This is a genomic window from Pontibacterium granulatum (assembly GCF_029961155.1).
Taxonomy (GTDB): Bacteria; Pseudomonadota; Gammaproteobacteria; order Pseudomonadales; family Balneatricaceae; genus Pontibacterium; species Pontibacterium granulatum.
In genome coordinates, this window is the sequence record NZ_JASBRH010000008.1 from 80,676 (window position 1) to 101,226 (window position 20,551).

Here is a 20,551-nt window from a genome sequence, read left to right on the forward strand (position 1 = left end):
AGATCGGCGGCTGCTTTGTGTGAAAATCAGGGGTGTTTGTATGGCTTAGCTGGGCGATGTGAAATCGCTATTCGCTGTTCATAGTGCACGGTTGTATATCTCATCTTATCCAGCAAATCTGTGTATAACTCTGTGGAGTCCTTTGGGGCATCGCTCTGAAGCCCGCGTTCTACGCACATTTGTGAAATATGTCTTTGTTTTATACAAACGTAACAAATTTCATAAGTATCCCCGCCTGTTTGTATCGTCCTGGTTATTCCCGCCACATGAAATATGAAAGCGAAATTGAGTGTGACAGTGGTTGATAAGTTGTTCATTGGAGCGCTATGGGAAACAAAACGTTAGATGAGCTGGTGATGGGCTTTGTTGCAGGGGTAATTGATCTGGGGGAGCAGGTGGCAATGTGCGTGTGGATGCGTTGGAAGGGGATCACGATCTTTGATTGGGATGGTGCCGAATGGTGGGGCATCCTGGCCGGTTTGCAGTTTACCGGAGAATTTCTGTTTATCTACTGGGTGTTCGAACATACCACCCCAGCACGTGTTACGGTGTCCCTGTATACCTCGCCGTTTATTGTGGCGCTGATCCTGGTGACGTTGGGGATCTTCCTGGTGACCCCAGCCCTGGCCAAAAAGAGGACAAGGGTGTGGTGAAGGTCTCGACGGGTACTTTTGAAAAGTGGATAAATAGTTTATTCACAAATTCTGTGTATAAGCGTGTGTACAGGGTTGTGATAGGCGGCAGCAGGCCAGTAATCACGGGTTCTTGCGCCTCCTGGTGCTGCTTTATACAGAGCCGCTGAAACCCTACTACACAGTACGAATATTAGGTGCAAACACGCGTTTGAATGTTGCCTGAGGCAGGTCTATCTTAACTGTTTACGGTCTCATTGTTATGATGCGTAGATTAGGTGCCTGTACAGTGATCAGTGTGCTCTCTGGCTGTGGTGCAGGTTTTCCGGCGTATCGGTAATCCACTGATGTTGTAGCGAAATGATAAAACCTGAGCAGACCACGAAGTACCTTAGCCTCCGTTGGCTATGGGGTGTCCTGTGTTTAGTCTTGTTGGTCCCCACCCAGGGGGTGGCGAAAGATGTCTTCAGTTTTGCAGTTGTGCCGCAGTACAGCGCGGGCGATACCTTCCGGGTATGGCAGCCGATTATTCGCCAGCTCAATGGCGCGTTACCTTTTCGTCTGGCGTTGGAGACCGCTCCCGATATCTCCTCATTTGAAGATCTCTGTGAAGACGGGCAATTCGACTTCGCTTTTGTGAACCCCTATCACCTGCTGCGGTTACACGAAAACCGCGGATACGAACCCTTGTTGAGTGACCGCTCAGGCCGTATTAACGGCGTGCTGGTTACACGGCGTGAAGGCGGAGTTTCCGAAGTAGCTCAGCTCGACCATCAGTCAGTGGCCTTTCCTTCGCCCAACTCCCTGGGGGCTTCGATGATGTTGCGTCGTGACCTGCGTGAGCAATTCCAGCTTTCCATTAAACCGCGGTATGTAAAAAGCCATTCATCTGTGTACCTCAATGTGGCGCTGGGCGTCACTGCAGCGGGCGGCGGTGTGCAGAAAACCCTGGCGCAGCAACCGCAACATATACGGGACCAATTGCAGGTGATCCACCGCACGGGAGAGATGCCCTCCCATCCGGTGGTGGTGCATCCGCGGGTTCCACTGGAGGTACGGCAGGCGCTGAAGGATGTGATGCTGGCGTTGGCTCAGACTGAAAAATTCCAGACACTGTTAAGGAACGTGCCGGTTTATCAACTGGGTCCGGCATCCTTCAGCGACTATCAGCCGCTGCTGCAGTTAGGATTGGATGCCTACTACGAGGAACAACGTTGATGCGCGGTTTTCAGACAAAACTCGTATTACCGCTGGTGGTACTGGTGGTCCTGATCGGGGCTATCGTGGAGTTTTACTGGCTCCCGAACTGGCAGCAACAGGAAGTTGAAACACGCCTCTCGGAGGAGCGTAGCTCGCTGGAGCTGCTGGGTAAGGTGCTGCGTACACCGGTCATCACCGGCGATCTGGCAACCGTATATGAGCTGCTTGACCAACTTCCCGCTGAGCGTTCTCACTGGCAAAAACTCACCCTGACCCGCGAAGACGGTCTGCCGCTTTATCCCCTCACGTACCCCAGCGAAGCCACAGAGGTATCTCATGTTCTGAAGACCGAGGTGCGCTTTCAGGGGCAGGTACTGGCACAGCTGGCCCTGTCGCTCAATCTGACGCCCTATCTGGAAGCCGAGCGTGACCGGCTGCGTATGCTGGAGCTGATCCTGCTGGCGGTGTCGCTGACCGCGGTCCTGCTGATCGCTTGGCTGCAACGGCAGCTGGTGTTGAAACCGATCGAGCACATCTCCGGTACCGCACGGCAGATCGCCAAAGGGGATTTCTATTCGCCCATTCCGGTCCATCCGCCACGTAGCGGCCTGGATGACTTCTTTCACGCCTTTCGGGTGATGCGCGACTCCATCGCGGAAAAGCACGAAGAGCTGAGCCAGCAGATTATCGAACGTGAAAATGCCGAGCGGCGCCTGAACGATTCCCAACGTGTCGCCCTGCTGGGATGCTGGGAATGGTACGCCGGGGACGACCGCTTTTGGTGTTCCGAGAGTATGTACCCGATCATGCAGCTCCCAGAGCGGGCCCTGGCAGACTACAAGGGTTTCTTCGCCAATATCCATCCAGCCGATGTGGGCAACGTAAAAACCAACTTCGATCATATTGCCGAGGAGGGAGGCTCCTTTGACGTGGAGTTTCGCGTTAACACGGCCAACGGTTTGAAGTTTGTGCATATGATTGGCCAGCATGACCCAAACAGTGGTCGCAGCTTTGGTACGTGTCAGGACGTGACCGAGCGCAAGGACATCGAGTCCTCGCTGCGTAAGCTCTCCAGCGCCATCACCTATAGTGGCTCGTCGGTGATGATTACCGACATCATCGGCACCATCGAATACGTCAACCCGAAATATACCGAAGCCACCGGTTATCAACTGGGCGAATTGCTGGGACAGCAGCCGGAGATCCTCAGCCGGCAATGGATGTCGTCCAACAAGTATGAGGTTCTGTGGCAGTCCATTCTGGCGGGCAAAAACTGGCGCGGTGAATTGCAGAGTCTGCGTCGGGATGGCACCACCTTCTGGTCATTGGTGTCGATCTCGCCGATCAAGAACGAATTTGGCGAGCTGACCCATTTTGTGATTGTGCTGGAGGATGTATCCGAGCTGAAACAGGCCCACGCCAAGATGGAACAATTGGCGTTGTACGACGAGTTGACCGGTCTGGCCAACCGCCGCTTGTTCTACAGTAAGCTGGGTAATCTGCTGGATCAACTGGACGAGCCGGCGCAGAAGGAACAGGGCAAAACCGGTGCAGTGATGCTGCTCGACCTGGACTACTTCAAGACAATCAACGACACCCGTGGTCACCATGTGGGGGATGAGTTGCTAAAGGCCGTGGCTCGCCGATTGCGCCATGCGTTGCACGAGGAGGATGTGGCGGCACGCCTGGGGGGCGATGAGTTTGCCTTGTTGATCAGCCCGGTTGAAAACGAAGAGCAGGTGCTCAGCATCGCCGAGCGTATCCTGACGGCCGTCACCCGTCCGTTTAACCTGGATGACGCGGAACTGCAGGTCACCACGAGCTTGGGCATTGCCCTGGTGCCGAAGGACGGTACCGAGCCGGATGCCCTGCTCAAGCATGCCGACCTGGCGATGTACCAGGCCAAGGAGATGGGGCGTAATCAGTGTCGCTTCTTTACCGAATCCCTGCATGAACAGCTGCAAACCTATATGCGTTTCACCCGTGAGATGCCAATGGCGCTGGAGAACGGCGAGTTTCTGCTGCATTACCAGCCGCAGGTGGACCTGAAAACCGGCGAGATCATCGGCGCCGAGGCATTGATCCGCTGGCAGCATCCCGAACTGGGGGTAGTGCCGCCACCTGCCTTTATCTCCATAGCGGAAGAGACCGGGTTTATCATTCCATTGGGCCGCTGGGTGGTGGCGGAGGCTTGTAGGGCCCTGCATGCATTGAAAGTAGCAGGGCAGGGCCATATGCGGATCGCGGTGAACCTGTCGGCACGCCAGTTCCGTGACCCGGACCTGATCGGCATGATCAGCCAGATCCTGGCGGACGCAGGGGTGTCCCCCCAGCTGCTGGAGATCGAGATCACCGAAACGCTGCTGATGCACGATGTGAAGCAAGCCATTGCCACGTTGGAGCAGTTGCAGGCGTTGGGTATTACGGTGGCAATTGATGACTTCGGTATCGGTTACTCCTCCTTTAACTACTTAAAAACCCTACCGATCAACGTGCTTAAAGTGGACCGTGAGTTCATTAAAGACATCCCAGATCACGTGGACGATATGGAGATTACCGCAGCGATTATCTCGATGGCGCACCGTCTTAACCTGAGTGTAGTGGCCGAGGGGATCGAAACCGAAGTACAGCGGGTGTTCCTGGAGGAGCATAGCTGCGAATACGGCCAGGGGTACCTGTTCAGTCGGCCATTGCCTTTGGATCAGTTCAAAGCACTGCTGCCGGTGCCGATTGAGTGTGTAGCCGATACTGCTGAATGAGGACGCGAAGCCTGTGATTGAGATGGTGGGTGCGGGTGTTCTGGATCCCGGGACTGTTCTGCTGCTGACGTTGGCGGCGGGGTTCACCTCATTCCTGACCGCTGCGGTGGGTATCGGTGGTGGTGTGTTGCTGCTGGCGATTCTTGCCTCGGTGTTGCCGGTGGCGGCGCTGATTCCGGTGCATGGTTTGGTGCAGGTGGGGTCCAACGGCAATCGAGCCTGGATGACCCGCCAGCATCTGGACCGTGTCATGTTCCGATACTTTGCTATTGGCGCTGTGCTGGGCGCCTTTGTGGCGTCATTTGTGGTGGTGCAGCTACCGCTGCAGATCATTCAGTTCAGCGTGGCCCTGTTTATTCTCTACCTGGTCTGGGGACCGAAACCCGCTAAGCGTCAGTTGTCCCGGCGTGGACGTGTGCTGGCAGGTGGGGTGACTACACTGGTCTCGATGTTTGTGGGGGCGACCGGTCCCTTAGTGGCGGGCTTTGTGCACCGGCAGGATTACGACAAGCTCCAGCTGACCGCTACGTTTGCAGGCTGCATGACGTTTCAGCATGTGCTGAAAATGCTGGTGTTCAGTGCGGTGGGGTTTGCCTTCTGGCAGTGGCTGCCATTGGTGCTGCTGATGGTGGCCAGTGGTGCGGTGGGCACCTGGTTGGGATTGAAGGCGCTGAACAAGGTGTCCGGCAAGCAGTTCAAGCGTTTGTTCAGGCTGGTGGTGAGTGTGATGGCGCTGCGGCTGCTGTGGCAGGCGGGCAGCGCCTATCTGGCATAGGATCCGGTTGGATCAGATCAGGTGTTTGCTGAGCAGCAACAGGCGGACACGGTCAGCGATCTCTGTTTCCAAATGCGGCAGGTCATCGATGCTGTTCACCTGCGGAAAGTCCCAGCGAATATGCTCCGAATCACTGGTCAGTGATGCCGGGAAGGCGTGGGATTTGTCACATAGGGTTACCACCAGGTCGAAACTTTTACCTTCCTTTTCCCGCAATGGCGTGCATTCCAGTGGATAGTCCTTACCCATCACATCGTTGGCCCAGCTCTGAATCACGTTGGGTACAGACGTCGGTTCAGGTCCGGCACTGCTGGCGGTCACTTTCCCCTGGCCCAGTTTGGTTGCCAGGACTTCAGCCAGTTGCGAGCGTACCCCGTTATGACGGCAGATAAATAAAACATTCAGACTATCTAGTTCAGTCATAGGTGTAACTCCTTAAGCGCTAACTGACTGTTTTTCTTGAAGATCATAGCTTATCGGTGAGGAATGCAAAGACAAAAAACACCGTGTCACGAAAATGTAATCAAACATGGTCGTAACACGGTGTTTTTATGGGGAACGCGTAAACCCTAAGGGCCGGATCAGTCCAGCTGGCTCAGGTCGCGTACGGCACCTTTGTCGGCAGAGGTGGCCAGCTTGGCGTAGGCTTTCAGTGCGGCAGAGACCTTACGTGGTCGGTCTTCAACCGGTTTCCAGCCCAGCTTGTCCTGTTCGGCGCGGCGTGCCGCCAGCTCTTCGTCGGACAGCAGTACGTCGATGGTGCGGTTCGGGATGTCGATACGGATCATATCGCCGTTGCGAACCAGGCCGATCGCACCACCTGCCGCCGCTTCCGGAGACACGTGGCCAATCGACAGACCGGACGTACCGCCGGAGAAACGGCCGTCGGTCAGCAGCGCACACTCTTTACCCAGGCCTTTGGACTTGATGTAAGAGGTTGGGTACAGCATCTCCTGCATACCCGGGCCGCCGCGTGGACCTTCGTAACGTACGATCACCACGTCGCCCGCTTTCACCTTGTCGTCCAGGATGTTGGCAACCGCCTCGTCCTGGGATTCGGTGATGTGTGCAGGGCCTTCGAACACCAGGATGGACTCGTCCACACCGGCAGACTTAACCACACACCCGTCCAGCGCGATATTACCGCGCAGTACCGCCAGACCACCTTCCAGGGAGAACGCGTGTTCCAGGGAGCGGATGCAGCCGTTTTCACGGTCACCGTCCAGAGTAGGCCAGCGCGTCGCCTGACTGAAGGCAACCTGAGTCGGGATGCCAGCAGGACCTGCTTTATAGAACTCCATCACGGCTTCGGATGGGTTACGCATGATATCCCACTCGTCCAGCGCGTCTTTCATGGTTGGCGCATGTACGGTTGGTACGTCGGTGTGCAACTTACCGGCACGGTCCAGCTCGCCCAGTATACCCATGATGCCACCGGCACGGTGTACGTCTTCAATGTGGTATTTCTGGGTGTTTGGCGCCACTTTACACAGCTGAGGAACCACACGGGACATCCGGTCGATGTCATCCATGGTGAAGTCGATCTCGGCTTCCTGGGCAATCGCCAGCAGGTGCAGAATGGTGTTGGTGGAACCGCCCATGGCGATATCCAGGGTGATAGCGTTTTCAAACGCCTTGAAACCAACGGAGCGTGGCAGAACCCGTTCGTCTTCCTGTTCGTAGTATTTCTTCGCCATTTCAACGATGGTGCGACCGGCACGCAGGAACAGCTGTTCGCGGTCGGCGTGCGTTGCCACCACGGTGCCGTTACCCGGCAGGGCCAGACCCAGCGCTTCGGCCAGGCAGTTCATGGAGTTCGCGGTAAACATACCGGAGCAGGAACCACAGGTTGGGCATGCAGAACGTTCAACTTCGTCAACCAGCTCGTCAGACGCGTTTGGATCGGCTGCCAGTACCATGGCGTCTACCAGATCCAGTTTGTGCTCGGACAGCTTGGTCTTACCCGCTTCCATCGGACCGCCGGAAACGAAGATAACAGGGATATTGAGGCGCATCGCCGCCATCAGCATCCCCGGTGTGATTTTGTCACAGTTGGAGATGCAGACCAGCGCGTCGGCACAATGGGCATTTACCATGTACTCGACGGAGTCCGCGATGATGTCACGGGAAGGCAAGGAGTAAAGCATGCCGTCGTGACCCATTGCGATGCCATCATCGACCGCAATGGTGTTGAATTCTTTTGCTACACCGCCCGCTTTCTCGATTTCACGAGCGACCAACTGACCCATGTCTTTCAGGTGCACGTGACCTGGAACGAACTGGGTGAAAGAGTTGGCAACGGCGATGATCGGCTTGTGGAAGTCATCGTCCTTCATACCGGTAGCACGCCACAGCGCGCGGGCACCCGCCATGTTGCGACCTGCGGTAGAGGTCTTGGAGCGATATTGAGGCATGAAAAGATCCTTCAGGCTGTTTCTTGTGTCATTGAGGTCGCCAGTATACCAGAACTGTTGAATATCTGACCGCCCTGAGTGTTCTACACTGTAAGACTGTATCCCTAATGACTTAATTTCATGGAGTGGAGGTTGGTTATGCTGATTGGTGTCCCGAAAGAGATCAAAGTGCATGAATACCGGGTGGGACTGACCCCCATGGGCGTGCATGAATTAGTCAGCCAGGGACATCAGGTACTGGTGGAGTCCTTTGCCGGTATGGGTGTTGGTTATCTCGATGAAGACTACACCAACGCGGGCGCTTCGGTCACCGGCTCTGCCGAGGAGCTCTATCTTAACGCCGAAATGATTATCAAGGTGAAGGAACCGCAGCCGCGCGAATGTAAGCTGCTCTCCGAGGGGCAAACCCTCTTTGCCTACCTTCACCTGGCTGCTGACCGGCAGCAGACCGACGCCCTCATTAAATCCGGCTGCACTGCCATCGCGTTTGAAACCGTTACCAGCCCCGGGGGCGGTTTGCCGTTGCTGGCACCGATGAGTGAGGTCGCCGGGCGTATGTCGATCCAGGCCGGGGCGCACTGTTTGGAAAAAGCTCAGAGTGGTAAGGGCGTGTTGCTCGGTGGTGTACCCGGTGTGCCACCGGCAAAAGTGCTGGTGATCGGCGGCGGAGTCGTGGGCGAAAACGCCGCCCGTATGGCACTGGGGCTGGGGGCTCAGGTCACCATCGTTGACCGTTCAGTGCCACGCCTGCAGCAGCTCGATGCCCAGTTCGGTGGCCGTCTGCAGACGCTTTACTCCACGCAGAACAATATTGAAGCGGCGGTGCTTTCCGCTGACCTGATTGTTGGTGCGGTCTTAATACCCGGTGCAGCAGCCCCCAAACTGGTAACCCGCGATATGGTAGAACGGATGAAACCGGGTACTGTGATGGTGGATGTGGCGATTGATCAGGGCGGCTGCTTTGAAACAAGTCGTCCGACCACCCACCAGAATCCGATCTACGAAGTGAATCACGTAGTACATTATTGTGTTGCCAATATGCCGGGAGCGGTCGCCCGCACCTCTACACTGGCCTTGCAAAACGTCACCCTGCCGTATGCCCAGGCGCTGGCCTCGAAGGGCTGGATGAATGCGATGTGGGATGATCCTCATCTGGCCAACGGCCTGAATATCCAGCGGGGGCAGGTCGCCTGTCCGGGCGTAGCTGACGCCTTTGGGATGCCCCTCATACCAATGGAGAAGATCCTCAGCAATCACAAAGCTTGATTGCGCCCCGGCGATCGGGGAGGCTATGGGGTCCTGAACTTGGGAGAGCACCATGTCCTCGATTGATAAGAAAAAAATCCGTTCCGATATCTGGATCCAGCGCCTGATGAAAACCGGTATTCCGGTGGCTATCGTGGCGGTCCTCAGCCTGTGGTTGGGCTGGTGGCTGAAAGAGCCTGCATTGGGTCAGGTCTTCATCGTGACCGCTTCTATTGCACTGGCCCTGGGCCTGATCTACAACGTGCGTTTTGTAATCCTCTCCGTTCGTCAGCTGAAAGAACAGCAGGAAAAAGACGACAAATGAACGATCAGATGCTGACCTCACGTTACCCGGAGTTGTCCGGTCTCGACGATGCGGGGCGGGCGCTGCTGGCTAAGGCCCATCGGGTGGAGTTGCCGGCGGAAACGGTAATCTTTCGGCACGGTGATCGCTGCGATCATTTTGTGATGCTGGTGTCGGGTCACGTCAAAGTGGTAGCGCGGTCGTCCGCCGGTCGTGAACTCCTGCTCTACCGTATCAACCATCAAGGCACTTGCGTGCTTACCACATCCTGCCTACTGGGCAACGAACACTATCCTGCGGAAGGGATCGCGGAAACGGACGTGGTCGCCTACCTCCTGCCACGTAGTGTGTTTCAGCAGGCGCTGGACCAGTCTCCCGCCTTGCGTGCCTTTATTTTCGATTCCTATGCTGAACGGCTGGCCGGATTGATCCACCTGGTACAGGCGGTCTCCTTTGAAAGTGTGGAGCAGCGCATTATCGGCCACTTGCTGCAGAGAGCCGATGAAAGTGGTGTTGTAAAAGAGTCGCACCAACTGATCGCTGATGAGCTAGGTACTGCACGCGAAGTGGTGAGCCGCAAGCTACAGACATTGGCGCAGGAGGGATGGCTGGAGCTGGGGCGCGGCAGGGTGATCCTGTTGGACCCTGAGGGACTGAAAAAATTTTCGGTCTGATACCGTTCTTATGTAACCAAAGTCACAGAACAGGCCTGACGGTCGCGGGATACTGATCTCAACAAACAGATATTCCGCAGATTACGTTAGGAGATCGTCATGGAAAAGAATATTGGTAACCTCGACAAAATTATCCGTGTCCTGGTTGGACTGGTCCTGATTGCGCTGGTTTTCGTCGGTCCACAGACTGCCTGGGGTTGGATTGGCGTACCGGTAATTCTGATTGCTTTGATTGGCTGGTGCCCGTTGTACAAAGTGTTGGGTGTCAGTACCTGTAAACGCTGCGATAGCTAACGACAAAACGATAATTCTCCCGATTCTAAAAAACGCTGCACAGTTCGTGCGGCGTTTTTTTTCGATTCAGTAAAGATTCAGACGGTGCCACGTACCCTGAGGTCATTCTTAAAACGATCCCGAAGGGGCGGAGTGACGTTATGAAAAAGCTGCTACTGACCACCCTGCTCAGCGCAGGGCTGTTTGTGACCCAGGCCGAAGCCGGTCACCGTGGAAACGGACACCATAAACATCACAAGGACTATGATTATGCCCGCGTTGTGCATGTCGAACCGATCTACCAGCGTGTTGAACGTAGCATTCCACGCGAGAGTTGCTGGAGCGAACGGGTGGCCTACGAACAGCCGCGTCATTATCGCAACGATTCGTACACCGATGAACTGATCGGCGGGCTGATTGGCGGTGCGATAGGGAACGCGGTTGGCCACAATAAGACTAACAAGAAGGTACAGGCGGTGATCGGTGCGGCGATTGGTGCTTCGATCGCACACGATATTAACCGTCCCCGTGGTGGCGGCTACAATGTAAGCTATCGTGATGAGCAGCGTTGCGCGGTCACCCATGATGTGGAGTATCATGAGCAGGTTTCAGGATACCATGTGACCTATCGCTACCACGGTCAGGAGTTCCAGACCCGGACACACCGACATCCGGGTAAGCGGATTAAAGTACGGGTGGACGTAACACCCGTCCACTGAGTTTCAGCTTGAGGGGTTGGCAATGTTCAGACAGTTTGGTTTTTCAGCGGCGACTGCGCTGGGAGTGTTGGGTGTGAGCGCAGCATTAGCGTTCAGTCCGGCGGTATCCGCACAGCCCGCAGCCAACCCTGTTACCCAGATTGAAGTCGCCGCCAGTTCGGTCAGCCTGCAGCAGGCGGTCGCACAGGTGAAAAAACAGTACGGCGGGCGGGTATTAAAAGCAGAACCCGTCAGCATAAAAGGAAAAGCAGGCTACCGGATTCGTATGATGAACGACGGGCGAATCCGTGAATTTCTGGTGGATGCCAGCAGCGGACAGCTGATGAGCCCCTGAATAGCCTGATTGAGGACATGATATGAAACTGCTGATTGTTGAGGATGAACCGGATCTGCGTCGCCAACTGGTACGGGCGATGGAGGGGCGTGGTTACACAGTTGAGGATTGTGAAGACGGCGAAGAGGCGCTCTATCTCGGACGCGAGTACCCCTACGACCTGGCGATTGTCGATCTGGGTTTGCCGAAGTTATCCGGTGTGGAGGTGATCAAGCGCTGGCGTGCCGAGGAGAAGAAGTTTCCAATCATTATCCTGACTGCCCGTGGAGACTGGCAGGACAAGGTGGAAGGGCTGGAAGCCGGTGCCGACGATTACGTGGTTAAACCCTTCCATATGGAGGAGCTGGCGGCACGCCTGAACGCGCTGCTGCGCCGTGCTGCCGGACACGCCAAGCCGGTGTTTGAGTTTGGCCCGTTGCGCATCGATACCAGCGGGCGGGTCGTGTATCGCCATGACGAGCCGGTGTCCCTGACCAGCTACGAGTACAAAACCTTTGAGTACCTGGTGCTGCATGCGGGTAAAACGGTTTCCAAGACCGAACTGACCGAGCACCTCTACCATCAGGACTACGACCGCGACAGTAACGTGCTGGAGGTCTTTATCCGTCGCTTGCGCCAGAAGCTGGATCCGGATCAGGATCTACAACCAATTACCACGGTGCGTGGTATGGGTTACCGCTTTGATCTGAAACCGGAACAGAAAGAGGGATGATCGCACTCCGGTCTCTGCGCTCCAAACTGTTCCGTTCGATCCAGGGGCGACTGCTGGTCGCCTCGGCGCTGGTGCTGCCACTGGTGATGCTGCTGGCCGGTATCGCTCTGAAGAATGCCTATCACAGCAGCCAGGAGGTGGCCGTAAACGAGCGGCTGCAGCTGCAGGTCTACCTGTTGTTGGGCAGTATCGAGTTAGGCGAACAGCTTGCTGTACTGCCCCAGTCGTTACAAGAACCCCGTTATGCACAGATCGGTTCCGGTCTGTACGGTGTTATCCACAATGCCAACGGCAAGCTGCTCTGGCGCTCCCCCTCCTCCCGTCTGTTGCCCGAGGATCAGCTGCGCTACGCCCCTCCTCTGCCCAGCGTATTTACGCCCGGTGCCTCACAGTTTTTACATCACGCGGATGCCGGCTTGTATCGCTATAGCTTCAGTGTGGTCTGGGAGCAGAATGGTCGTGAGCAGGCGATGACCTTTTCCGTGATGGAGTCCGATCAGGCGGTAAAAAAAGCGCTGGCAGCGTACTCGACCCAGTTGGCCATGTGGCTTATGGCGGTACTGGTGATCGCGTTGGTGGCACAGGTGCTGATCATGCGCTGGGGGATCCAGCCGCTGAAAGGGCTGGCCCGGGACCTGAAACAGATTGAACAGGGGGAAGCGGAAAGCCTCACCGGTCGGTATCCGACCGAGGTGCAACCGGTCACGGACAACCTCAATCGCCTGATTGAGAGTGAACGTCAGCAACGCGAACGCTATCGCAATACCCTGGGTGATCTGGCCCACAGCCTAAAAACCCCGTTGGCAGTGATGCGTGGCGCACGTGAAGAGCAGCAGACACTGGAACAGTACGGCAATGTGGTCGACGAGCAGGTCGCGCGTATGGATCAGATTGTGCAGTACCAACTCTCTCGTGCAGTGAAGTCACAGGGCCGTGTGCTGGCCCAGGCGGTGGTGGTGAAACCGCTGGTGGAACGTATGCTCACTGCCTTGGATAAGGTCTATCGTGACAAAGGTGTTTGCTCCGAAGCTATAGTCAGTGCGGATCTGGGTTTTGCCGGTGACGAGCGGGATCTGATGGAGGTGCTGGGTAACCTGTTGGAGAACGCCTACAAATATGGGGATTCTCAGGTGGCTATCAATGCCACTCTGAAGGGAGATAGCCTTCAAATCCACATCGCCGACGATGGCCCCGGCGTGAGTCCGGAAGCGCGCCAGATCATTCTGGAGCGTGGTGCACGTCTGGATACATCGATCCAGGGGCAGGGGATCGGCCTGTCGGTTGCAGTGGATATTATTAGCTCCTACGACGGACAGCTGGAAGTGGCAGAATCGGATCTGGGTGGTGCACTGTTTAAGGTGACGCTGCCGGGTGGCAGCGTCGCTATGAGCTGATCCAGACCTGTTAAAAAGTTCTATTCCTGCGCCTGTTCCAGCAGTTTGACCCGTTCGTCGGTGGCCGGATGGGAGCTGAGCCAGCCCGCTTGGCCATTGCCGTTTGCGGCAGATTCCATCGCGGCGAGCAAGCGCCCCAGATGTGTGCTGTCGATACCATGGCGGGTCATATAAGCCTTGGCAAAAAGGTCCGCCTCCTCCTCGAAATCCCGCGAGTAGTGCGCTTCGATCATCATGGTAGGTAATGCCGCCAGGACGGTGGTGGCCAGGCTGGTGTCGCCGGTTACCGCCGTGACAATCAATGGGTACGTGCTGCTTTGCAGAATCATGCGCAGGCTGTGGCGGTGTTCCACATGCCCTACTTCATGGGCCAGAACCCCCAGAATTGCGTCGGGATGCTCGGCCAGTTCAATTAACTGATCGGTGATCAGAATATCCCCCGAGGGCAGTGCCAGAGCGTTGGCGCCAATGGTATGTCCTGCGTCCCGGAAATGAAGCTTGTATTTAAAGCCGGAAGGCTGCTCCGCCACCAGGGTCTGGAAGCGGGTACGGATCGTCGCTTGTTGCTCGTCCGATAGCTGGCTGGGGCCAAAGATACGCGCTTTTTCAAAGAAGGTGAGAGTTTCCGCGCCCAGTTCCTGGGTGATCTCGGCCGGCAATCGTTGCGCGACCTGGTTGGACAGCGCTGGCACGCCGTCGGCAATAAACCACCAGATTGCCAATATGGTAATTACCACGGCGACCGCTACGTAGCGCAGGCGGCTTTCCAGGATATGAAGCATACCTTGGGAGCGGGGTTGAGGATGGTATAGGGTACACAATTGGTCGATCAGATCGTTCTGGCCCGACTCCAGGCGGGAGCCGTCCGGCAGGTCGAGAAAGCGCGCGGTATCACCGATCCGGGCGCTGACCTCCACCTGCTGCCAGCTCCAGCTGAGGCCTTTGGGCAGGACAAAACGTCCTGCCGTATCGATCTCCAGCACGCACTGTGTACGCCTGGAGGTCTGACCGTCGTAAAAGTAGGCTTCCAGCTGCATCACACGCCAAACTCCAGATCCAGCACGTCGCCCAGCTCTTCACCCAGGGCGTTCTGCTGATCCTGCTGTACCTGAACGAACTGGTCCAGATCACCGGCAACCTGGGCTGTGGTGCAGTCGGCGCGGTAGCGCGCAACACGGATCATCGCCCAAGGTGTCGCCAGTCCCAGGGTCAGGACAATCGCGAGCACATTGCTGAAGAAGATCCAAAGATAGGGCAGGGTTTTCATGCGGCTTTCGAACCGGTGATCGCCCAGCCGGGCGTTGTTCACCGTGTAGTTGGTGACATGAACTTTGATGTAGGCGTACACCAGGTAGTAGAACGGCATCAGGATCAGCGGAATAATCGGCAACATGGTTGGTACTGCAGCTTCCACCATAAAGAACAGGATACCGGTGGAGATCAGCAGGAAGAGACCTGCCAGATAGATCGAATAGAACGCGCCTGCTTTTAGTTGCGCCGAAAATGGGGTTTCGCCAAAACGGCTGTTGTTCACCAGCCAGCGCTGCTGACGGCAGGCGGCATAAGGGTAAAGCAAACCCAAGGTCAGGGCACTGCCTACAGGCAGGGCCACATAGGCGATTAATGCATCCACATAGTTGCCGGTAAAACCAAGACGGATGTTACGGTAGCGGGTGTTGAAGTGGCGGAACATCATCGAGCGTACGATGATCCACGGCATCACCAGAGCAAAGGCAAGCAGGATCGGCAGTGACAGGATTGGCATAATGCTCACGATAAGCTGATAGAGCATAAAGGCGCCAAAGGCAATGATGCGGCCCTTGAGGATCTGCATCGGCTGGGCGGTGTATTCAAAGCGGGAATCGCCGAGCGAAGTGTGTCCGTAAAAATACTGGTTGGTACGTACCTTCGCCCAGGCAGAGTAAATGCCGAGGGTGATGATGGTCAGGCAGATATTGACGATCCAGATACGGAAGAATTCGCCCGCTTTACCGTGAAACTGAAAGTCCACCGGATTCGGTTTGGGCTCTGCGGCCATTGGGGTTGGTGTGGTGTGGTTATCAACGGGCTCGGTCATATCTTGGGATCCTTGAGCATGGTTTTAGGCCGATTCCTGTGGCCATGGAAGGGCGTGCCCGAACGGACACGCCAAATTATTATAGAGGCTTAGCAAACACCTTGGAGTTGCGCTGCAGGTTATAGAGCGATTTTTTCTCGGTTGGCAGGGCATCAACGGCCTGCTCCTTAAATCCACGCTCCATAAACCAGTGGGCGGTTCGGGTGGTGAGCACAAACAGCTGCTCCAGTCCGATCTGGCGTGCCTGCGCTTCCACTGCCTGCAACAACATATCACCACGGTCGCCACCGCGGTATTCAGGATCGATCACCACACAGGCCAGTTCACCGACTTTGTCCTGCTTGAACGGGTAGAGGGCGGCACAGCCAATGATGGCTCCGTCGCGTTCGATCAGGGTAAAGCGATCAATCTCGCTTTCCAGCAGCTCGCGGGAACGACGCACCAGTACACCCTGTTCCTCCAATGGTTGGATCATTTCAAGCAAGCCGCCTACATCCTCGATGGTTGCCTGACGGATCTGTTCGTAGGATTCCTGCAGCACCATGGTGCCGGAACCCTCGCGGGTGAACAGTTCAGTCAGCAGCGCCCCGTCTTCCTGATAGCTGATCAGGTGGCAGCGGTTTACTCCGCCGCGACAGGCCTGAACCGCAGCGTATAGATGGCGGGACAGTTCGGTATGTGGTTCGTCTGTCTGGTCGAGACCGGCCAGGTAGTTGCTTACCAGGCGCTCGGCAGTGCGGGTCAGCAGTTCGCTACGCAGTTCATTTTTGCTGTCAAACACCCCCCGGTCGGCGCCAAACAGTAGCAGTTTGTCCGCGTTGAGAGACGTTGCAGCCCGGGTGGCGACATCTTCGGTCGCCAGGTTAAAAATCTCTCCGGTAGGTGAATACCCCAGATGGGAGAGCAATACGATGTTGCCACTGTTGAGGTGGTGGTTGATTGCTTCGGAGTCAATCCGGCGTACCTCGCCGGTGTAGCGCAGGTCCACACCGTCGTGAACACCCACTGGCCGCGCGGTCATAAAGTTGCCGGAGACCACTCGGATCTGGGCGCCGTGCATCGGTGTATTGGACAGACCCATCGACAGACGGGCTTCGATCTCGGTACGCACGGATGCCGCCGCTTCGATCACGCAGCGCAGGGTTTCCTCGTCGGTTACACGGCGGTGATGATGCAGACGGGGCTGCAGATTCTGCTGGGATAAACGGGCTTCGATCTGGGGACGGGAGCCATGTACCAGCACCATGCGCACACCCAGGCTGTTGAGCAGGGCGATGTCGTGCACGATGTAGTCAAAATTGGGATCGGCAACCGCTTCACCTCCCAACATCAGTACGAACACTTTTCCGCGGTGCGCATTAATGTAGGGAGAGGAGTGACGGAACCAGTTAACGTATTGTTTTATATCGTTTATCACAGGCAGTACTTGGCAATCATTTGCTCTAATATCGCTACTGTAGGCTTAATCTGGTCAAAAGCCAAATACTCGTCCGGCTGGTGTGCCTGATCGATGGAGCCCGGCCCCATAACGATGGTATCCATGCCCATGCCCTGCAGGAACGGGGCTTCGGTACCAAAGGCGACACTCTGGGCGGTGTAACCGGTGAGCTTTTCGGCGGTTTGTACCAGCTCCGAGCTGGCGTCGTTCTGGAACGGCGGGATACCCGGGAACAGGGATTCGGCGCTGATCTTTACGCCAAACTGTTCCTCCAGTGGTTTAACCCGCTGTGCTATGGTTTCGCGCAGGTTATCGATATTCATACCGGGTAATGGACGCAGGTCATACTCCAGCTCACACTGGCCGCAGATGCGGTTTGGGTTGTCGCCGCCGTGTATACAACCCAGGTTGAGAGTGGGCACGCTCACGGCAAAGTCACTGTTCTGATAGCTGGACTGCAGCTCTTTGCGGAAGTCGATCAGAGTCCCCAGAACCGAGTGCATCGCTTCCAGAGCGTTGTGGCCCAGGGAAGGATCAGACGAGTGGCCAGAGCTACCGGTGATCCGCACCGACTCCATCATCATACCCTTGTGCATATAGACGGGCCGCAGGCCGGTTGGCTCGCCAATCACCGCGTAACGGGCTTTCGGTTTGCCCGCTTCAGCCAGGGCGCGTGCGCCGTTCATGGAGCTCTCTTCATCCGCCGTCGCCAGGATAATCAGCGGTTGCTGCAGGGGCTGGTCGATAAACTTTTTCGCGGCGGCAATCGCCAGCGGGAAGAAGCCTTTCATGTCGCAGGTGCCGAGGCCGTAGAAACGGTTGTCCCGTTCGGTCAGGCGGAACGGATCACTTGCCCAGAGTTCGTCGTTGTAAGGCACGGTATCGGTGTGGCCGGACAATACCAGGCCGCCGGGGCCGCTGCCCAGTGTAGCAATCAGGTTGGCTTTATTCTCGGCACCGGGGATCGGCATGACTTCCGTTTTGAAGCCCAGGTCTGAGAGCCAGTTCTCCAGCTTTTCGATCACGTCCAGATTGCTTTGGTCGAGGCTGGGGTTGGTGCAGCTGACTGAAGGAGAGGCGATCAATTCGGCCAGCATGGTGACGATATCAGGGCAGGTAGGGGAGGTCATAGAGTCTCCGTTCTTCTTGTTATATGACCGGGACCGCGACAGCACACACGGCATGATCTTTCTATTGTGCTACCAATGACGACAAGGGTCTATGCCAGGCTAGGGAAAGTTGTAGAGGTGGAAAGGACGCGGAGAAATATTAAAAGAGGAAGGGGGCTGCGGGAAGAAGCACGAGGGGTGCATTGCACCCCTCGCAGAGATCAGCAGAGCCTTAGCCGAACATGCCCTTGAACATAAAGAAGAACATGATCGCCAGACCGGCGCCTGCAGGCAGTGTCACAATCCAGGATACGAAGATGGTACCCACAACGCGCAGGTTCAGTGCTGCCATACCTCGGGCGATACCCACACCCAGAACCGCACCGACCAGAGTGTGCGTGGTGGAGATTGGCAGACCGGTACCGGATGCAACGACGACGGTCGTCGCTGCCGCCAGTGTCGCAGCAAAACCACGGCTAGGGGTCAGTTCAGTGATATTGTTACCCACGGTCGCGATTACCTTGTGACCGTAAGTCACCAGACCCAGCACAATACCGCCGCCACCCAGCAACAGAATCCAGGCAGGCATCGCAGATTTCTGAACGACTTCGCCGCCCGCTGCTACTACGCCAACAATCGCCGCCAGCGGACCTACGGCGTTCGCAACGTCGTTGGAGCCGTGCGCAAAGGCCATCGCGCAGGCAGTAAACATCATCAGGATACCGAATAGTTTCTCAACGCTGGAGAAGTGGTAGTTGCGATCCGCATCCGGGTTTGGAGTGATTTTCTTCTGCATCACGATGCCGATGAACATGGTGATGAAACCGATCACGACGGAGATCATCGCGCTCTGCCCCCAGCTCAGGTGCAGACCCACATGCTTCAGACCCTTGGTGAAGGTCACCATAGCGATGATGAAGCCCACCATAAAGATGTAGTAAGGGATATACTTCTTGGCGTTTTTGAACGGGTCTTCGGTATCCAGAATCAGCTTCTGTACGCTGCGGAACAGGAAGAAGGCGATGAAACCGGCCGTGACGGGCGACACCACCCAGCTTGCAACAATCTTGGTTACTTTGCCCCAGTTGACGGCGTCAACCGAGATACCTACTGCCGCGAAGCCTACGATTGCACCTACGATAGAGTGAGTAGTGGATACCGGCCAGCCGAAGTGAGTCGCAATCAACAGCCAGGTTCCTGCAGCCAGCAGAGCAGCCATCATACCGAACACCAGCAGTTCCGGCGTACCGGACAGCAGGGCGGGATCGATAATGCCTTTGCGGATGGTTGCGGTTACCGCACCACCGGCCAGGTATGCACCGGCAAATTCGAATACGATGGCGATGATGATCGCCTGTTTCAGGGTCAGCGCTTTGGACCCTACTGATGTGCCCATGGCATTTGCGACATCGTTCGCACCTACACCCCAGGCCATAAAGAAACCAAAAATACACGCAAGGATGACAATGGTGTCACCGTACTGAGCGAGAATTTCCATGAGGACTACTTCCGATAAATTTAAGAATTAGCGAGCCATAAGCAGCTGCAGTCGGCTGCCTACCTGCTGGGCACGATCGGCCAGATCGCCGATCCAGTAAATAATCTGATACAGGAACATTGCGTCGATTGGCGGCAGATCTTTTTCGATCTGGAACAGCTCGAAACGGATGTTGCGCTGCAGTTCGTCGGTGTGGTGTTCCAGGTCATCCAGTTCACCGATCATTTTCTCGACCAGGTCAACTTCGTGACCGCTGAAACCGCTTGTCAGCAATTCGTCCAGTTCGTTCAGGGCAACCAGTGCCTGCTCGGAGGTGCTCAGTGCACCACGAACGAAGTCATTCATCTGGGTCTGGATCTGAGCCGGGATTTCCATCTTGCGGCCCAACATCAGGCCTGCGATGTCCTTGGCGCGGTTAGCAATTTTGTCCTGCATACGCAGTAGTTCAAGCAGATCGCTGCGTGGTACCGGCAGGAAGATGCTGTTTGGCAGGTGTTGACGCACGTCCTTTTTCATCGCATCAGCCTCGCCTTCCAGAACCGCGATACGGTGCTGTACTTTTTCCGCTTCTTCCCAGTCGGAATTATTCACGGCTTCAAAGAACGGGATCAGTTCGGACGCACACTCCTGTGCTTTTGCAATGTGTTCCTGCATCGGTTTAAACGGAGAACGCGCAAACATCTGCAGGATAGGGTTATTGGTTACCATATGAGTAAACCTGTGTGGGTCAAAATTTGCGCGCAGTATAAAGTGGCCTGTCATAAGTTTGTAAATGTATATACACGAAAAATTCATCATTCAGTCATTAGGCTGACATGTGTCTGGTTTTTCCGGGGCGCACGTGAACATGTGTCGCATCCTTCAAGTGACTAACCGGCATCTACGTAACCCGCTATTTATTGTGTTGTCGCTGGTGCATGCACATGGCGGTTAACTGCGGGCCGTGATTTGTGGATCTGCGCTTCAGAGGCGGCAGCCCGCTTCGGCGTCTTAT

Annotated in this window: 20 protein-coding genes; 12 read left to right on the top strand and 8 right to left on the bottom strand. The window is 56.0% G+C overall.

Going from position 1 to position 20,551, the window contains the following annotated elements; translation table 11 throughout:
* Window positions 1-326: 326 nt before the first annotated feature.
* The 4 genes from QKW35_RS09455 to QKW35_RS09470 all read left to right on the top strand — a co-directional run bounded on the left by QKW35_RS09455 (window position 327) and on the right by QKW35_RS09470 (window position 5,366).
* On the top strand, window positions 327-653 hold the full coding sequence (locus tag QKW35_RS09455; protein WP_282352597.1) for a hypothetical protein: 327 nt from the start codon (window positions 327-329) through the stop codon (window positions 651-653).
* Between the two features lie 408 nt (window positions 654-1,061).
* Window positions 1,062-1,850 (top strand): phosphate/phosphite/phosphonate ABC transporter substrate-binding protein, encoded by a 789-nt coding sequence (locus QKW35_RS09460; protein ID WP_282352599.1) that lies wholly within the window; start codon window positions 1,062-1,064, stop codon window positions 1,848-1,850.
* The gene (locus tag QKW35_RS09465) at window positions 1,850-4,591 is read left to right on the top strand and encodes an EAL domain-containing protein (protein ID WP_282352602.1); all 2,742 of its coding nucleotides are present in this window, start codon (window positions 1,850-1,852) and stop codon (window positions 4,589-4,591) included. The genes QKW35_RS09460 and QKW35_RS09465 overlap by 1 nt, the downstream gene beginning before the upstream one ends.
* A gap of 22 nt (window positions 4,592-4,613) precedes the next feature.
* Window positions 4,614-5,366: a sulfite exporter TauE/SafE family protein gene (locus QKW35_RS09470; RefSeq protein WP_282352824.1), complete on the top strand. Its 753-nt coding sequence runs from the start codon at window positions 4,614-4,616 to the stop codon at window positions 5,364-5,366.
* 12 nt (window positions 5,367-5,378) lie between these two features.
* Here the strand turns inward: QKW35_RS09470 and QKW35_RS09475 are convergent, their stop codons facing one another.
* On the bottom strand, window positions 5,379-5,789 hold the full coding sequence (locus QKW35_RS09475; protein WP_282352603.1) for an arsenate reductase/protein-tyrosine-phosphatase family protein: 411 nt from the start codon (window positions 5,787-5,789) through the stop codon (window positions 5,379-5,381).
* A gap of 158 nt (window positions 5,790-5,947) precedes the next feature.
* Window positions 5,948-7,780, bottom strand: coding sequence for a dihydroxy-acid dehydratase (gene ilvD / locus QKW35_RS09480; protein WP_282352605.1), 1,833 nt, complete (start codon window positions 7,778-7,780; stop codon window positions 5,948-5,950).
* 138 nt (window positions 7,781-7,918) lie between these two features.
* Here ilvD and ald point away from each other — a divergent pair, with 138 nt between their 5' ends.
* The 8 genes from ald (at window position 7,919) to QKW35_RS09520 (ending at window position 13,435) form a co-directional block, all read left to right on the top strand.
* Window positions 7,919-9,046 carry an alanine dehydrogenase gene (gene ald / locus QKW35_RS09485; RefSeq protein WP_282352607.1) on the top strand — a complete coding sequence of 376 codons (1,128 nt, stop codon included), beginning with the start codon at window positions 7,919-7,921 and terminating at the stop codon, window positions 9,044-9,046.
* 52 nt (window positions 9,047-9,098) lie between these two features.
* Window positions 9,099-9,350: a hypothetical protein gene (locus QKW35_RS09490; RefSeq protein ID WP_282352610.1), complete on the top strand. Its 252-nt coding sequence runs from the start codon at window positions 9,099-9,101 to the stop codon at window positions 9,348-9,350.
* The gene (locus QKW35_RS09495; RefSeq protein WP_282352612.1) at window positions 9,347-10,003 is read left to right on the top strand and encodes a Crp/Fnr family transcriptional regulator; all 657 of its coding nucleotides are present in this window, start codon (window positions 9,347-9,349) and stop codon (window positions 10,001-10,003) included. The genes QKW35_RS09490 and QKW35_RS09495 overlap by 4 nt, the downstream gene beginning before the upstream one ends.
* A gap of 99 nt (window positions 10,004-10,102) precedes the next feature.
* Window positions 10,103-10,297 carry a YgaP family membrane protein gene (locus tag QKW35_RS09500; protein ID WP_282352614.1) on the top strand — a complete coding sequence of 65 codons (195 nt, stop codon included), beginning with the start codon at window positions 10,103-10,105 and terminating at the stop codon, window positions 10,295-10,297.
* Window positions 10,298-10,437: 140 nt separating this feature from the next.
* Entirely contained in the window at window positions 10,438-10,995 is a 558-nt protein-coding gene (locus QKW35_RS09505) for a glycine zipper 2TM domain-containing protein (RefSeq protein WP_282352615.1), read from the top strand.
* A gap of 22 nt (window positions 10,996-11,017) precedes the next feature.
* Window positions 11,018-11,329, top strand: coding sequence for a PepSY domain-containing protein (locus tag QKW35_RS09510; protein ID WP_282352616.1), 312 nt, complete (start codon window positions 11,018-11,020; stop codon window positions 11,327-11,329).
* Between the two features lie 22 nt (window positions 11,330-11,351).
* Window positions 11,352-12,041 carry a response regulator transcription factor gene (locus QKW35_RS09515; protein ID WP_282352619.1) on the top strand — a complete coding sequence of 230 codons (690 nt, stop codon included), beginning with the start codon at window positions 11,352-11,354 and terminating at the stop codon, window positions 12,039-12,041.
* On the top strand, window positions 12,038-13,435 hold the full coding sequence (locus QKW35_RS09520) for an ATP-binding protein (RefSeq protein ID WP_282352621.1): 1,398 nt from the start codon (window positions 12,038-12,040) through the stop codon (window positions 13,433-13,435). Before QKW35_RS09515 ends, QKW35_RS09520 begins: the two co-directional genes overlap by 4 nt.
* A 20-nt stretch (window positions 13,436-13,455) precedes the next feature.
* Here the strand turns inward: QKW35_RS09520 and QKW35_RS09525 are convergent, their stop codons facing one another.
* The 6 genes from QKW35_RS09525 to QKW35_RS09550 all read right to left on the bottom strand — a co-directional run bounded on the left by QKW35_RS09525 (window position 13,456) and on the right by QKW35_RS09550 (window position 20,265).
* Window positions 13,456-14,472 carry a M48 family metallopeptidase gene (locus QKW35_RS09525; protein ID WP_282352826.1) on the bottom strand — a complete coding sequence of 339 codons (1,017 nt, stop codon included), beginning with the start codon at window positions 14,470-14,472 and terminating at the stop codon, window positions 13,456-13,458.
* A complete protein-coding gene (locus QKW35_RS09530; RefSeq protein ID WP_282352622.1) occupies window positions 14,472-15,512 on the bottom strand; it encodes a YjgN family protein in 1,041 nt (346 codons plus the stop codon). Before QKW35_RS09530 ends, QKW35_RS09525 begins: the two co-directional genes overlap by 1 nt.
* A gap of 79 nt (window positions 15,513-15,591) precedes the next feature.
* Window positions 15,592-16,929: an amino-acid N-acetyltransferase gene (gene argA, locus QKW35_RS09535; protein ID WP_282352623.1), complete on the bottom strand. Its 1,338-nt coding sequence runs from the start codon at window positions 16,927-16,929 to the stop codon at window positions 15,592-15,594.
* Window positions 16,926-18,080 carry an acetylornithine deacetylase gene (argE, locus tag QKW35_RS09540; protein WP_282352624.1) on the bottom strand — a complete coding sequence of 385 codons (1,155 nt, stop codon included), beginning with the start codon at window positions 18,078-18,080 and terminating at the stop codon, window positions 16,926-16,928. Before argE ends, argA begins: the two co-directional genes overlap by 4 nt.
* A 211-nt stretch (window positions 18,081-18,291) precedes the next feature.
* Entirely contained in the window at window positions 18,292-19,557 is a 1,266-nt protein-coding gene (locus QKW35_RS09545; RefSeq protein ID WP_282352626.1) for an inorganic phosphate transporter, read from the bottom strand.
* Window positions 19,558-19,584: 27 nt separating this feature from the next.
* Window positions 19,585-20,265, bottom strand: coding sequence for a TIGR00153 family protein (locus QKW35_RS09550; protein WP_282352628.1), 681 nt, complete (start codon window positions 20,263-20,265; stop codon window positions 19,585-19,587).
* Window positions 20,266-20,551: the final 286 nt, after the last annotated feature.